The sequence below is a fragment of the Chitinophaga caseinilytica genome (genome assembly GCF_038396765.1).
In the GTDB taxonomy this organism is placed as follows: Bacteria; Bacteroidota; Bacteroidia; order Chitinophagales; family Chitinophagaceae; genus Chitinophaga; species Chitinophaga caseinilytica.
Map to the genome: position 1 here is coordinate 1,436,941 of NZ_CP150096.1, position 15,394 is coordinate 1,452,334.

Consider the following 15,394-nt stretch of genomic DNA (forward strand, 5'->3'; position numbering starts at 1 on the left):
ATAGCGTTCGCTGCATACAAATTTCATTAATTTTTGGATTAAATGCAACTATGTTGCAAAATAACCCTTAGCTTTGTTGCCCACAAAACCAACTAACCATGCCCAATAATCGACTGATGAACAGAATGAACCTGGACGCGCTAGGCATCGGGGCCTCGCTGGCCTGTGCGGTGCATTGCGTAGCGTTGCCGCTGGTGGCGGCGTTTCTTCCGCTGGCCGGCGCGGCGCTTCATTACGAGCCGCTGGAGTACCTGTTGCTGGGTGCCACGCCTGTAGTTGGATTGTTGGCGTTATACCGGGGGTATAAATACCAGCATCGCCGGGTGCGGCCGTCGGTATTGTTCGTAGTGGGATTTGCGTTGTTGATGGCGGGGCATTTCTGGTTCCCGGAGGCCTGGGAGCTGAGCGCGATCGCGCTGGGCGCGGGTTTGCTCATCGCGGCGCATGTAGATAACATCCGTTTTTGCCGGAAATGCAGGGGGAAGGAATCGGCCCCGGTAGCAGCTGAATAAGTCGGAATTTCCCGGAAACGTTTAGTTGCAGCTGTAATCGCCCATCCAACAATTTGCAAATGCGTTCAATTATTTGATGATTGAGTGGAGTGGATGATAATTGGCGAAACGGTTTTTGTAAGAAACGCTGGCCTGTATATTAAATCGTTCATCCATCAAATCCAAAAGTGATCATTTATTTGACAATTGAGTTGTGCGGATGACAATTGGCGAAACGGTTTTGTAAGAAACGCTGGCCTGTATTAAATCGTTCATCCATCAAATCCAAAAGTGATCATTTATTTGACAATTGAGTGGAGCGGATGACAATTGGCGAAACGGTTTTTTAAGAAACGCTGGCCTGTATTAAATCGTTCTTCCAGCAAATCCAAAAGTGATCATTTGTTTGACAATTGAGAGGAGCGGATGACAAAAGATGTCTGACAAATGCCGCTATCGCCAAAAAGGTAAACTGAAGAAAAAATTGTCCTTCCAGCAAATCCAAAGGTGATCATTTGTTTGACAATTGAGTTGTGCGGATGAAAATTGGCGAAACGGTTTTGTAAGAAACGCTGGCCGGTATTAAATCGTTCATCCATCAAATCCAAAAGTGATCATTTGTTTGACAATTGAGTGGAGCGGATGACAATTTGCGATATGTTTTTATAAGAAACGCTGAACTGAAGATAAAATCGCTCTTCCATCAAATCACAAATGGGATGATTTGCTGGGTAGATGAATTTAGTTGATGACAATCAATTGTACGGTGGGATGCAACATTCCCGCTTTCGAAAGTTTTTTTCGTCACCATTTAACCTGACCATATGCCCGCAGCATCCACTTTTGCCTTGACGGGAGACCACTTCCGCAAGGCGCCCTCCCAACTGCCCGTCACCGTACTCAGCGGATTCCTCGGCGCAGGGAAAACATCGCTCCTCCAACACATCCTTCACAACCGCGAAGGCCTGCGCGTAGCCGTTATCGTGAACGATATGGCCGAAGTCAACATCGATGCGCGCCTCGTCCGCAACGCCGCTTCCCTCCATCAAACGGAAGAAAAACTGGTGGAAATGTCGAACGGATGCATCTGCTGCACCCTCCGCGAAGACCTCCTCGCCGAAGTGCAACGCCTCGCGGCGGAACAACGGTTCGATTACCTGCTCATCGAATCCAGCGGCATCTCCGAACCGCTGCCGGTAGCGCAAACCTTCACCTGGCAAGACGATCAGCAAGGCATCGACCTCAGCGCCGTGTCCCGGCTCGATACGCTCGTTACCGTCGTGGATGCTTACAATTTCCATCACGACTATGCCAGCCGGGAACTGCTCAATGAAAAAGGCTTGACGGAAGCGGCCGACGAACGCACCATCGTGAACCTGCTGACCGACCAGATAGAATTCGCCAACGTCATCGTTCTTAACAAATGCGACCTCGTGACCGGCGAACAGAAAGGCGCCCTGAAATCCCTCCTGCGCAAACTCAACGCCAAAGCCAGGATCGTGGAAGCGGTCAAAGGGGAAGTGCCGCTCCGCGAAGTGCTCCATACCCGGCTGTTCGACTTCGAAGAAACTTCCCAATCCGCCGGCTGGATCGCCGAGCTGGAAAAAGAACATGTTCCGGAAACGGAAGAGTACGGGATCCGGTCGTTCGTATACCGCAGCCGCGCACCGTTCCATCCGGAAAGGTTTTGGGAAATGGTGCAGCATAGCTGGCCGCAAGGTGTTATTCGCTCGAAGGGTTTGCTGTGGCTGGCTTCCCGGCCAGACGTGGCTGTAAACTGGAGCCAGGCGGGCCGCTCGCTCATGGCCGACCGCGCCGGCGTGTGGTGGTGCTCTATCCCGGAAAAGCACTGGGAACTCGATCCCGCATCCGAACAGATCATCCGCGAACGATGGCATCCGCTGTTCGCCGACCGTTACAACGAAATCGTCATCATCGGCCAGGACATCGACCCGCACGCCATTTCCGTGCTGCTCGACGGTTGCCTGTGCAACAACGAAGAAACAATGGGCTGGAAACTCGGCCGGCCATTCAACGATCCCTTTCCCGCTTTCTGATAATGTTTAGGTAATTAGTTCCTGCGAAACCCCAACGCCGCCGCCCCTCTGTGTCCTCGATAAATTTCACGGGCGGCGGCTTCTTTCCAAAATCCTATTATTTAGGTCGGTCTAAAAATTAATTTAGACAAATATGGATTCTGTTTTTAAATTTGTCTCACAAACAACCTACAACCTCATGGCAGCAATGCTACGTACCATTTCAACCTTACTATTTGCTGCGGTAACACTCGCCGCTCACGGCCAGGGCCGCCTGAAAGGGACCATTTCCGCAGGCGAAAAACCCGTCCCCTTCGCTACCGTCGGATTTAAAGATCTCAAAACCGGCGTCGTGACCGATGAAACCGGTCAATTCATCATTCCCAACGTTCCCGCGGGCAAACATGAGCTCCAGGTGAGCGCGGTAGGGTACCTCACTTCCAAACAAACCGTCACCATCAAGTCCACAGGCACCACCAGCGTGCTGATCAGGCTGGAACCCTCTGCCAGCAATCTCGGCGAAGTTGTGGTCAGCGGCACCCTCCGGCCGGTAACCAAAATGGAAAGCCCGGTGCCCGTGGAAGTCTATTCCCCCGTCTTCTTCCGGAAAAATCCCACCCCCAGCATCTTCGACGCGCTCCAGAATGTAAACGGTGTACGCCCGCAGCTAAACTGCAACGTCTGCAACACGGGCGATATCCATATCAACGGGCTCGAAGGGCCCTACACCATGGTCATGATCGACGGGATGCCCATCGTCAGCGCCCTGTCTACCGTCTACGGCCTGTCCGGCATCCCGAACAGCCTCGTGGAGCGGGTGGAAGTGGTAAAAGGCCCGGCCTCGACGCTGTATGGTTCCGAAGCGGTGGCAGGATTGATCAACATCATCACCAAATCGCCCGCCACGGCGCCGGTACTTTCGGCCGACGTGATGGCCACTTCCTGGCAGGAATACAACGTGGACATGGGATGGCGGTTTAAAGCCGGATCACGGGCACAGTCGCTCCTGGGGCTGAATTACTTCAATTACCAGGATCCCGCAGACCATAACGGCGACGGCTTCACCGACGTTACCCAGCAACACCGGATCAGCGTTTTCAACAAATGGAGCTTCACGCGGAAAAACGACCGGGTAGCTTCGCTGGCGGCCAGATATTTTTACGAAGACCGCTGGGGCGGGCAAACCCAGTGGGAAAAACGCTGGCGCGGAACAGACAGCGTTTACGGTGAAAGTATATATACCAGTCGCGTCGAAGTGCTGGGGCAATACCAGCTGCCGACCCGGCCGCGCCTCATGCTGCAGGGCTCGTTCAACTATCATAACCAGAATTCCGTGTATGGCGCCACCTGGTTCCTCGCGAAGCAGACCATCGCGTTCGCGCAGCTGACCTGGGACAAGGAAATAGGGAAACACACACTGCTGGCGGGTTTGCCGTTCCGGTACACGTTTTATGACGACAATACGGTGGCTACTACGGAAAAAGACGTCAACAAACCCCAGCGGACCTTCCTGCCCGGCGTGTTCGTGCAGGACGAGATCAAGCTGGCTACGGCGCACAACCTGCTGCTGGGCATGCGGTACGATTACAATTCCCTTCACGGCAATATCGTTACGCCCCGCATCGCCTATAAATGGACGCCCAACTACCGGAACGTGTTCCGCCTGAACGCGGGAACGGGTTACAGGGTGGTGTCTGTGTTCACGGAAGACCATGCCGCGCTGAGCGGCGCCCGTGAAGTGGTGATCCAGTCGGAGCTGAAGCCAGAGCGGAGCTGGAACGTCAATTTGAACTACACGAAGAAAATACCGTTGGGAAGCGCCTTTTTGGGGCTGGATGCGACAGCTTTCTACACACACTTCTCGAACCGCATCATGCCCGACTATTCCCGGCCCGACTCCATATTATATGACAATTTGAACGGGTATGCGGTGTCTGAGGGATTCAGCCTCAATGCCGACCTGGCGTTCGCGTTCCCACTGAAGATCATGGCGGGGGCTACGGTGATGGACGTTTATGAGAAGGACCGCGGGGTGAAAACCAGGCCCATGCTCACCGAACGGTTTACCGGGACGTGGACGGTAAGTTATGCGTTCAAAAAGGCGGGTTTGACGGTGGATTATACCGGTAATATATATGGGCCGATGTTGCTGCCGGTGCAACCGAAGGACCCGCGGCCGGCCAAGTCGCCGGTCTGGAGCATTCAGAACGTACAGTTGACGAAGAAGTTGGGGAAGGAGTGGGAGATTTATGGAGGGGTGAAGAATCTGCTGAATTTCCTGCCGCCGAAGAACAGCATCGCGCATGCGCATGACCCTTTCGACAAGCGGCCGGGTTATAATGCCGACGGGAGCGTTGATCCTTATAACCTGACATTCGACCCCGCATACGTATTTGCACCGAACCAGGGGATCCGTGGATTCCTGGGGGTGCGGTTCACGCGGCAATGATCAGAGGGCGAGGCCGACTTTGATACCGAGGTGGAGGCTGGGGAGGAATTTCTTGGCTTCATCTGTCTGAGGGACCACCGCTCCCCCTTCGAAACGGTGGGTGGAGGCTGTGTAGACTTTCCCGCGAACGCCTACGCCGAGGTAGGGATCGAGGATGAATTTGCCGCGGTGCATCTGGCGTCCGAGCAGGAGTTGGAGGCCGTAGACGTTTTTGTCCGCAGTATTTTCATAGGTCGCGCTGTTCAGCGTGACCTTTTCATTTGCATAGAATACCTTTTTAAAGAGGAGAACGGGCTCGAAGTAGGTGCCGGCCATGCGGATGGCGGTGTTCCGGCGGACGAGGTACCATTTGAGGCCGGCCCTGAAGCCGCCGCCGCGGCCTTCCACGAACTGTTCGGTGGAGATGCCGGGATTTTCTTTCCCGATATTGATCCGTTTGAAGAAGACGTAGTCCGGGTAATCGGTGTAAATACCGGAAACGCCGAGCTCGAGGCTCAGGGTTTCGGAGAGGTCCTGTTCGAGGTAGAGGTCCAGCTCATTAATGATGGTGGTGGGGTTTACCTTGATGTAGGTCCGTTTGCGGAAAGGTTCTTCCTGCGCCAGGGCGGTTTGTGCTGCTGTTGCGAGGAGGATAATGGTAAGGATCCTTTTCATATGGCTGCCGGGTTGTAGGGGGAGGCGGGTGGTGACGCCCGCCTTTGGGAATCAGGTCAATAATCGTTCCACAATAACGGGGAACCATTTATGTTCGAGCGCCTGTACTTTTTGGGCGAGGCTTTCGGGTGTATCGGCTGGTGTGATGGTGCATTTTTCCTGGAGGATGGTGGCGCCATCGTCATATTTTTCGTTGACGAAGTGGATGGTGATGCCGGATTCGGGTTCGCCCGCGGCGATGACGGCTTCGTGGACGAAGTGGCCGTACATGCCTTTGCCGCCGTATTTGGGGAGGAGTGCGGGGTGGATGTTAATGATTTTGTCGGGGAATGCCTGGACGAGGTTGGCGGGCACTTTCCAGAGGAAGCCGGCGAGAACGATGAGGTCGATGTGCAGCTCCTGCATCAATTTAACATAATAATCTCCCCGGAGGAATGCTTCCTTATCTATTATATATGAAGGGATGTTTTCGGCTTCGGCGATCAGGAGGACCCCGGCGTCCGGTTTGTTGGAAACGATGGCGGCCACGCGGATGGCTGGGTTGCCTTTGAGGTGATCGATGATCTTTTGGGCGTTTGAGCCGGCGCCGGAGGCGAAAATGGCGATGTTTTTCAAGTTTGTATATAAATTAAGGCACAAAAATAGGCAGATAACCATTTCCGGTAACGGTAAATTTCCATAATTTTAGGAGAAGCCCGGGCCATGGGGGGCGGAGGCTGATGTAAATCAGGTGACGGGAATGCGCAAAATCATGGCAATGCAACCAACTATATACGTATCTTGTTGTAGGTTGAAGTATCACATATCCGGTCCGGAACAACTTCCCGTGAGGCACTATCCGACAGTCTGGTTGAAAACTCCAAGCAAAAAAAGTATCACTGCGATCGGCAGAATCTCCGTAGATGGTAAATATGATTTTTATCAGGTATTGCGGTCGGCGTGTATGCGCCGGGGGTGAAGGGAGAGTCGAAATCAGCCACAGTAGATAATTTCAGCGGAATCATCTTTCGCGGATGTTATATAAAAACAGCTTGCAAAACAAGGACAATTTTTTTTCGTTTGTTGGTAAATTGTCAACATTCTGTCTTATTTTTGCTGGCACTTTTAAGAAACCTTAGGTCAAATCTAAACTAAATAGGCTGTGTATCGTCGTGTTTCCATTCGTTTGCGTAAGCAATTTGTGAGTGTTCTTATCCTATGCGCGGGGCTGGTTAGTTCCTTCTCCATCGCGCGGGCAGCAGATCCTGGTGCAGGTAAGACGCTATTTCAGCAGAATTGTGCTTCCTGTCACAATGTGCACAAAAAACTGACAGGCCCTGCGCTCGCAGGTGTTGAGAGCAGGTGGGCCGATAAGGCGCTGCTTCACAAGTGGATCCGCAATTCCGCTTCTGTAATTGCGTCCGGCGACAAGTATGCCGTTGATCTCTTCAACTCTTATAACAAGCTTCCGATGACGGCCTTCCCGGCCCTCACCGATGGTGATATCGACAATATCCTCGCTTTCGTGGCGCAGGAAGAGTCGAAACCTGTAGGTGGCGATAAAGGAGCTGGTGGCGCTGGTACAGCCGCTGCAGGAGGAGAGAAGGATTCCGGTAACAACAGCCTGCTGTTCGGCATCATCACCCTGATCCTCGCGATCGTAGCGGTGATCCTCATGCAGATCAACAGCAACCTGAACAAGCTGGCTTCCGAAAAAGAAGGCCACGCTACCGCGGAACCTGTCCCCTTCTACAAAAACAAAGTTTACATCGCCCTTTGCATCGTATTGCTCTTCATCGTTGGCGGTTACTATACCATCCAGGGCGCTATCGGCCTGGGTCGCCAGGACGGCTACATGCCGGAGCAACCCATCTTCTACTCCCACAAGGTGCACGCGGGTATTAATCAGATCAACTGTCTTTACTGCCACTCTTCCGCTGAAAAGAGCAAGCATGCCATGATCCCTTCGGAGAACGTGTGTATGAACTGCCACAAGGCCATTACCGAATACACCGGTGACGACCTCTACACAGCTGAAGGCAAGAAAGTGAACGGTACGGCTGAAATCCAGAAACTGTTCGATCACGTTGGATGGGACAAAGACGCCGGCCGCTATACCAAACCGGGCCAGCCCATCGAATGGAAGAAAATCCACAGCCTGCCCGACCACGTTTACTTCAACCACTCCCAGCACGTGAACGCAGGCAAGGTACAGTGCCAGACCTGCCACGGCGATATCCAGGAGATGGACGAAGTGAAGCAGTTCGCCGACCTGTCTATGGGCTGGTGCGTAAACTGCCACCGTACCACTAAAGTGCAATTTGCCGAAAACAACTACTACAGCATCTTCGAAAAGCTGCACAATGATGTGAAAGAAGGCAAGGTTGACAGTGTGACCGTAGAAATGCTGGGCGGTACCGAGTGCCAGAAGTGCCACTACTAATCAATAGATCAGAGAAATCAGACCAGACAAATTTTTCAAATCGTAACGCGATATAAATAATCACATGGAGCAAAAAAAGTATTGGAAAGGCTTGGAGGAGTTGCACAATACCACTTCGCATCAGGAGACTGTGAAAAACGAATTCAGGGAAGACCTGCCGTTTGAAGAGAGCGATAGTTTCCTGGGTGGAACCACCCCTCGCCGGGACTTCCTGAAATACCTCGGGTTTACCACTGCCGCAGCAACCATCGCTGCCAGCTGCGATATCCCGGTTAAGAAGGCGATCCCCTACGTAAACAAACCGGAAGATATCACCCCCGGTGTTCCCAACTATTATGCTTCCGCTTATACTGTAGACGGTGAGTACGTTCCCCTGGTGGTGAAAACCCGTGAGGGCCGCCCCATCAAGATCGAAGGCAACGATATGTCGGCGATCACGAAAGGTTCCACCACCGCCCGTGTACAGGCTTCCGTTCTTTCTTTATATGATGTGGCCCGCCTCCGCTTCCCCGGTATCAATCAAATGAACGGCGACGCAGACCTGGCAACCCGCATCAAGGAAATGCAATATTCCGAGCTGGACAAGCAGATCGCCGCCGCCATTTCCGGCAAATCCGTGGCACTGCTCACCTCCTCTATCGTAAGCCCCTCCACCAAGAAGCTCATCGGTGAATTCCTGGCGAAATATCCCGGAAGCCGCCATGTAACATATGATGCCGTTTCCTATTCCGGTATGCTCCTCGCCAACGAGGCTTCCTACGGTAAACGTGCCATCCCCTCCTACCACTTCGAAAACGCGAAAGTAGTAGTGAGCCTGGGCGCCGACTTCCTCGGCACCTGGCTGAACCCTGCAGAATTCTCCGTTCAATACGGTGAAGGCCGCAAGATCAACCAGAAAAGCCCCGAAATGAGCAAGCACTTCCATTTCGAGAGCATGATGAGCCTCACCGGCGCCAACGCCGACGAGCGCTTCACCCACCGCCCCTCCGAAGCAGGCGTAGTAGCCCAGGCGCTGCTGGCTGCCCTCGGTGGTGCCGTTTCCGCTCCCGCTATCGCCAACACCCGCCTGAAAGAAGGCATCGCCAAAGCCGCCAAAGCCATCCAGGCCAACCCCGGCAAATCGATCGTAGTGTCTGGCTCCAACGATGTGAACGTTCAGATCCTGGTAAACGCCATCAACAACATGGCCGGCTCCAACGGAACTACCATCGACTGGGCTTCCCCCGTTAATTACAAGCAAGGTATCGACAGCGATATGCAGCAGCTGGTTGCCGACCTGAACGCAGGTTCCATCGGCGCCCTGATCGTGTACGGCGTGAACCCCGCTTACGATTACTTCGACGCAGCCAAATTCAAGGACGGTGTGAAGAAAACCGCTGTAACGATCTCGTTCAACGACCGTTACGACGAAACCACCGAGCTTTGCAAATACATCATGCCCGACCATCACTACCTCGAAAGCTGGGGTGATGCCGAGCCGAAAAGCGGTTACTATGGTTTCATCCAACCGACCATCGCCCCGCTGTTCAAAACCCGTGCTTTCCAGGACAGCCTGCTGACCTGGACCGGCAACGCCACCGCATGGGTAGATTACCTGAAAAATGAATGGATCACCCGCCTGGGCTCCCAGGCTGCATGGGACAAAACCCTGCAAGACGGTCTCATCGAGCCCGCAACGGCCCCTGCGCTGGGTGGTGCTTCTTTCGTTGCCGACGTTGCCGCCGCCGCCGCCAAAATCGGTGCGCCGAAAACCTCCGGCCTCGAACTGGTGATGTACGAAAAAGTGGCTATCGGTAACGGTAAAGAAGCCAACAACCCCTGGCTCCAGGAAATGCCCGACCCGATCACGCGCTCCACGTGGGACAACTACGCCTGCGTATCCAACAAGCTCGCGAAAACTTTCAATATGGAACTGGGCGACGATTACGAAATCAACGCCGAAAAGAAAGTTCTGAAAATCACCGCCAAAGGCAAAACCGTTGAACTGCCCCTGCTGATCGTGCCTGGTATCCAGGAAGATACGATCGCCATCGCAGTAGGTTACGGCCGCGGCAAGAAAGAATTCATCGGTAAGGCTGCCGGCGAAATCGGTAAGAACGCTTACCAGTTCGTATCCTTCAACGGCCAGACTTTCGATTACTTCTCCAACGAAGCCAAAGCAGAAGCAACCGGCGCCAAATACGCGGTAGGTCTTACCCAGACCCACAACAGCTACGAAGGCCGCCCGATCATCAAGGAAACCACGCTCGAGGAGTTCATCAAGAACCCGAAAGAAGTGAACCACGATCGCCAGCATCTGTTCGAAACATATGGTGAAGATTTCCGTAACGATGGTACCCTGTACACCGGCGGCACCAAGTTCGAATATCCCGGTATCAAGTGGGGCATGTCCATCGACCTGAACTCCTGCTTCGGTTGCGGCGCCTGCGTAGTAGCTTGTACTGCCGAGAATAACGTATCCGTAGTAGGTAAGGAACAGGTGATCCTGGCGCACGAAATGCACTGGCTGCGTATCGACCGCTACTTCGCCGGCGACGAAAACAACCCCGAGGTTGTGTTCCAGCCCATGCTTTGCCAGCACTGCGATAACGCACCCTGCGAGAACGTTTGCCCGGTAGCCGCTACCAACCACTCTTCCGAAGGTATCAACCAGATGGCTTATAACCGTTGCATCGGTACCCGTTACTGCGCGAACAACTGTCCGTACAAAGTTCGCCGCTTCAACTGGAGAGACTGGAACGGTGCAGACAGCTTCGAAGGCAACCTGCACGACACTGCCGATATGAACGACGCCCTCACCCGCATGGTACTGAACCCCGACGTGGTGGTTCGTTCCCGCGGTACGATGGAAAAATGCTCCTTCTGCGTTCAGCGTCTGCAAGACGCGAAACTGGCCGCGAAGAAAGCAGGCCGCCCGATGAAAGACGGCGAAGCCAAAACTGCCTGCCAGCAGGCTTGCTCCAGCGGCGCTATCGTATTCGGCAACGTAAACGACAAGGAAAGCCGTATCTACAAAGTTCGTAACGAAGAGCAGACCGACCGTATGTACTACGTACTGGAAGAAACGCACGTACTGCCCTCCATCAACTACCTGGCGAAAATCCGTAACAAGGATGCCGCTCCGGTAGCCGCCGGGCACGATGCGAAAGCTGAAGAGAAAGCTCATCACTAATGATAGCGTTCCATCCCGAAAGGGGAAGGAACAAGAACGATAGAACTAGTTAAGAATCTGTTTTAAGTTTTGAAACAACATAGCCCCGGAGCGATCCGGGGCGAGCAAAGCTCGAAATACTATGCATTTGAAGTACGAATCCACACTGAGAGAACCTTTAGTAGATGGGGTTAAGGATTATCACCAGGTAACGGAGGACATTATCAGTCCTATTGAAGCCAAGCCTGGTAAACTGTGGTATATAGGTTTATTCATCTCCATTCTCCTGCTGCTGTTCGGTGTATTCTCCGTATTCTGGGAGGTTTACTTCGGTACAGGTGTGTGGAACCTGAACAAGACCATCGGTTGGGGTTGGGACATCACCAACTTCGTATGGTGGGTAGGTATCGGCCACGCCGGTACGCTGATCTCCGCCATCCTCCTGCTGTTCCGCCAGGGCTGGCGTACAGGGGTGAACCGCGCGGCGGAAGCGATGACCATCTTTGCGGTAATGTGCGCGGGCCAGTTCCCGATCTGGCACATGGGCCGTGTATGGATGGCCTTCTTCGTACTTCCTTACCCCAACACCCGCGGCCCGCTGTGGGTAAACTTCAACTCGCCCCTGCTGTGGGACGTGTTCGCGATCTCTACTTACTTCACCGTTTCCCTCCTGTTCTGGTACTCCGGTCTGCTGCCCGACTTCGCGACAGTGCGCGACCGCGCCAAAACCAAACTGCGGAAACTGCTGTATGGTGTTGCTTCCTTCGGCTGGACTGGTTCCACCAAGCACTGGCAGCGTCACGAATCGCTCTCGCTGGTACTCGCCGGTCTGAGCACCCCGCTGGTACTTTCCGTACACACCATCGTATCTTTTGACTTTGCTACCTCCGTGATCCCCGGCTGGCACACCACGATCTTCCCGCCCTACTTCGTTGCGGGTGCGATCTTCTCCGGCTTCGCGATGGTACAGACCCTGCTGATCATCACCCGTAAAATACTCGGACTGGAAGATTACATCACCCTTGGCCACATCGAAGCGATGAACAAGGTGATCGTACTGACCGGCTCCATCGTAGGTGTTGCTTACCTGACCGAGCTGTTCATGGCATGGTACTCCGGTGTTCAATATGAATTCGACACCTTCTACAAGTTCCGCGCTGCCGGTCCGCTGGGTTGGTCTTACTGGATCATGATGACCTGTAACGTAATTTCCCCGCAGGTGTTCTGGTTCCGCAAGATGAGAAGGAACATCATGGTTACCTTCATCATGTCCATCATCGTGAACATCGGTATGTGGTTCGAGCGTTTCGTGATCATCTGTACTTCGCTGTACCGCGATTACCTGCCCTCTTCCTGGAGCTACTACCGCCCGTCCTGGCCGGAAGTTGGTTTCTACCTGGGTACGTTCGGCCTGTTCTTCACCTGCTATTTCCTGTTCGCCAAGTACTTCCCGGTTATCGCCGTTGCGGAGATCAAGTCGATCCTGAAAACATCCGGCCAGAACTTCAAGGAGAAAATGGACGTATACGAAGAGCAGAGCGTTGAGAAATTTGCGCACGATCACACAGCGCACCACTAAGAATTGAATTAAGATTAACGGAATACAGAATAATTATCCATATGGCTGTTAAGAAATTTGTTGTAGGCAGTTTTGATGATGAGGCGGTGTTGTTTCCGGCGGTAAAGAAAGTACGCCAGGCTGGTTACAAGATACATGATGTGTACACCCCGTTCCCGATCCATGGCCTGGACCATGCGATGGGCCTGAGAGAGACGAGCCTGCACACGGCCGGCTTCATTTACGCGCTTTGCGGTACAACGACGGCGCTGTCTTTCATGAGCTGGGTATTTACGACCGACTGGCCGATGAACATCGGTGGCAAGCCGCACTTCCCCTTACCGGCGTTCATTCCCATCACTTTCGAGTTGACGGTACTGTTTTCGGCGGTGGGTATGGTGATGACATTCATGTACCTGTGCCAGATGGCCCCCTTCGTGAAGAAGCATATTTTCCACCCCCGTCAAACGGACGATCTGTTCGTAATGGCGATCGAGCTGTCTGACAAGACGAGCGCCGAAGAGGTGAAAGGCTTCCTCAGCAGCGTGGGCGCGAAGGAGATCAACGAGCAGACGGCAGAAGCCGGCTGGTGGCTGGGTCGCTTCGACAGGGAAGACAAGGTATTTGCCAAATAATCGTTTGGGCGGATACGAATCGAATAGAAAGATCAGTTATTGACATTATAAAGGAGGACGGAGCCGGAAGGTATCTGTCCAGCAACTGAAAAGACAATAAATATCGGATGAAAAGGACTTCCAACATACTGATTGTAGCAGCCTTAGCAGGGGGCGCCTTCCTGGCATCCTGCGGGAACAAGGGGCCGCACCATAGAAATCCCGGCAAGATTTATGTGCCCGATATGTACGAATCCCGTGCATACGAGTTCTACAGCGCCCGCCTTGCGAGCATGAAGCCGGTGGAAGGAACGGTGAAACGTGGCGCCATGCTGCCTTATCACCTGAAAGCGGAAGATACTGCGCAGGCGAACCTGGTGAGAAACCCCCTGGTGCTGGACAAAGCGGGTCTGGATGAAGGGAAGCGCCTGTATGATATTTACTGCGGTGTTTGCCACGGCCAGAAGCTGGACGGCAACGGACCGCTGTACAAAGGTGGCGACGGGCCGTACCCCCTGGCCCCGGCGGCTATGCTGACCGGCAAGGTGATGGGTTACTCCGAAGGCCGTATCTTCCACGTGATCACGTACGGTTTCAACGCCATGGGCAGCTACGCCAGCCAGCTCGATATCGAGCAACGCTGGAAAGTGGTAGGCTATATCAAGAACATGCAGAACGGCGGCAAAGCGCCCGCAGCGGCAGCTCCGGAAGCGGCACCCGCAGCCGATTCGGCAACAGCGGCGGCACCGGCGGTAGCAGCAGCTCATTAATAAGATTAAATCGCATTTCAACTTCGTATTTTAATATACAACAGTAATGAAGGACCAATTTGTAGTACCAGCAAGATTAAAAACGACCAGCTTCGTGCTTTTGGGCATTGGCTTGCTGACTTTGTTGATCGGAATATTTGCACTCAACGGCGAGCACGGGCCCACCCGGTTCTGGGCTGGCCTGTTGCAGAACAGCACCTTCTTCCTGATGGTGGCCCTGGCCAGCACCTTTTTCATCTGTGTGACCACACTCGCACACGGTGGCTGGCAAATGGCGTTCCGCCGCGTACCCGAAGCCATCTCCATGGCCGTGCCTGTGCTGAGCGTGATCGTGCTGGTAGTACTGGGCTTCCTCATCTTCGGTAACAAAGGCCACATTTACCACTGGCTGCATCCGCATGGCGACAAAGTACTGGAGTTCAAATCTCCTTTCCTCAACGCCGGTTTCGTAACGACCATGACGGTGATCACCCTGGCCCTCTGGAGCCTGCTCACGGTGAAACTGCGCCGCATGTCGCTCGCGGAAGACAAGATGCTGCTGGACCAGGACAGCCGTAAGGCATTGATCTGGAAAGGTACCGTATGGTGCGGCCTGTTCGCCGTAGTATACGCCCTGAGCATGGGTTCCACCACACCGTGGATCTGGCTCATGAGCATCGACGCACACTGGTTCTCCACCATGTACAGCTGGTACACTTTCGCCAGCACCTGGGTTTCCGGCCTGTCGCTCATCGCACTGTTCGTAGTGTACCTGAAGAGCAAAGGGTACCTGGAAATGGTGAACGAAGAGCACCTGCACGATCTTGGCAAGTTCATGTTCGCGTTCAGCGTATTCTGGACATACCTCTGGTTCTCCCAGTACATGCTCATCTGGTATGCGAACATGCCCGAGGAAACCATTTATTTCAAGCCGCGCGTGTGGGGTGAGTTCAGGCCCGTATTCTTCCTGAACCTCATCATCAACTTCATCTGCCCGCTGCTGATCCTGATGAAACGGAATTCCAAACGTAATTATACACTGGTGGCTTTCATGGGTGGACTGATCATCTTCGGTCACTGGCTCGACTTCTTCCAGATGGTAATGCCGGCAACCGTGAAGCACCTGTACTTCCCCTGGTACGAACTGGGCCTGGGCCTGGGCTTCGTTGGGCTGATCATTTACCTGACGGCAGAGCAGCTGGCCAAAGCGCCGCTGACGGCGAAGAACCATCCGTACCTGAAAGAAAGTATCGTGCACCACACCTGATGC

General features: G+C 53.7%; 11 protein-coding genes. 9 read left to right on the plus strand and 2 right to left on the minus strand.

The window, feature by feature from the left end; translation table 11 throughout:
* The first annotated feature begins 116 nt into the window (after positions 1-116).
* From WJU22_RS06145 to WJU22_RS06155, 3 genes are all read left to right on the plus strand, one after another.
* Complete coding sequence (locus WJU22_RS06145; protein WP_341842376.1) at positions 117-512, plus strand: MerC domain-containing protein; 396 nt, start codon at positions 117-119, stop codon at positions 510-512.
* Between the two features lie 803 nt (positions 513-1,315).
* The gene (locus WJU22_RS06150) at positions 1,316-2,548 is read left to right on the plus strand and encodes a GTP-binding protein (RefSeq protein WP_341842377.1); all 1,233 of its coding nucleotides are present in this window, start codon (positions 1,316-1,318) and stop codon (positions 2,546-2,548) included.
* A 178-nt stretch (positions 2,549-2,726) separates the two neighbouring features.
* Complete coding sequence (locus WJU22_RS06155; RefSeq protein WP_341842378.1) at positions 2,727-4,976, plus strand: TonB-dependent receptor; 2,250 nt, start codon at positions 2,727-2,729, stop codon at positions 4,974-4,976.
* Here the strand turns inward: WJU22_RS06155 and WJU22_RS06160 are convergent, their stop codons facing one another.
* Both WJU22_RS06160 and purN read right to left on the minus strand, forming a co-directional pair.
* On the minus strand, positions 4,977-5,630 hold the full coding sequence (locus WJU22_RS06160) for a hypothetical protein (protein ID WP_341842379.1): 654 nt from the start codon (positions 5,628-5,630) through the stop codon (positions 4,977-4,979). It abuts the gene before it with no gap.
* Positions 5,631-5,681: 51 nt separating this feature from the next.
* A complete protein-coding gene (purN, locus tag WJU22_RS06165) occupies positions 5,682-6,245 on the minus strand; it encodes a phosphoribosylglycinamide formyltransferase (RefSeq protein ID WP_341842380.1) in 564 nt (187 codons plus the stop codon).
* A 679-nt stretch (positions 6,246-6,924) separates the two neighbouring features.
* Here purN and WJU22_RS06170 point away from each other — a divergent pair.
* The 6 genes from WJU22_RS06170 (at position 6,925) to WJU22_RS06195 (ending at position 15,391) form a co-directional block, all read left to right on the plus strand.
* Positions 6,925-8,052, plus strand: coding sequence for a cytochrome C (locus WJU22_RS06170; protein WP_341842381.1), 1,128 nt, complete (start codon positions 6,925-6,927; stop codon positions 8,050-8,052).
* Positions 8,053-8,116: 64 nt separating this feature from the next.
* Positions 8,117-11,224, plus strand: coding sequence for a TAT-variant-translocated molybdopterin oxidoreductase (locus WJU22_RS06175; RefSeq protein ID WP_341842382.1), 3,108 nt, complete (start codon positions 8,117-8,119; stop codon positions 11,222-11,224).
* 121 nt (positions 11,225-11,345) lie between these two features.
* Positions 11,346-12,782, plus strand: a complete 1,437-nt coding sequence (nrfD, locus tag WJU22_RS06180) for an NrfD/PsrC family molybdoenzyme membrane anchor subunit (RefSeq protein ID WP_126245832.1) — start codon at positions 11,346-11,348, stop codon at positions 12,780-12,782.
* A gap of 41 nt (positions 12,783-12,823) precedes the next feature.
* Entirely contained in the window at positions 12,824-13,396 is a 573-nt protein-coding gene (locus tag WJU22_RS06185; protein WP_341842383.1) for a DUF3341 domain-containing protein, read from the plus strand.
* 107 nt (positions 13,397-13,503) lie between these two features.
* On the plus strand, positions 13,504-14,145 hold the full coding sequence (locus WJU22_RS06190; protein WP_341842384.1) for a cytochrome c: 642 nt from the start codon (positions 13,504-13,506) through the stop codon (positions 14,143-14,145).
* A 46-nt stretch (positions 14,146-14,191) separates the two neighbouring features.
* Positions 14,192-15,391 carry a quinol:cytochrome C oxidoreductase gene (locus WJU22_RS06195; protein ID WP_341842385.1) on the plus strand — a complete coding sequence of 400 codons (1,200 nt, stop codon included), beginning with the start codon at positions 14,192-14,194 and terminating at the stop codon, positions 15,389-15,391.
* The last annotated feature ends 3 nt before the right edge of the window (positions 15,392-15,394 follow it).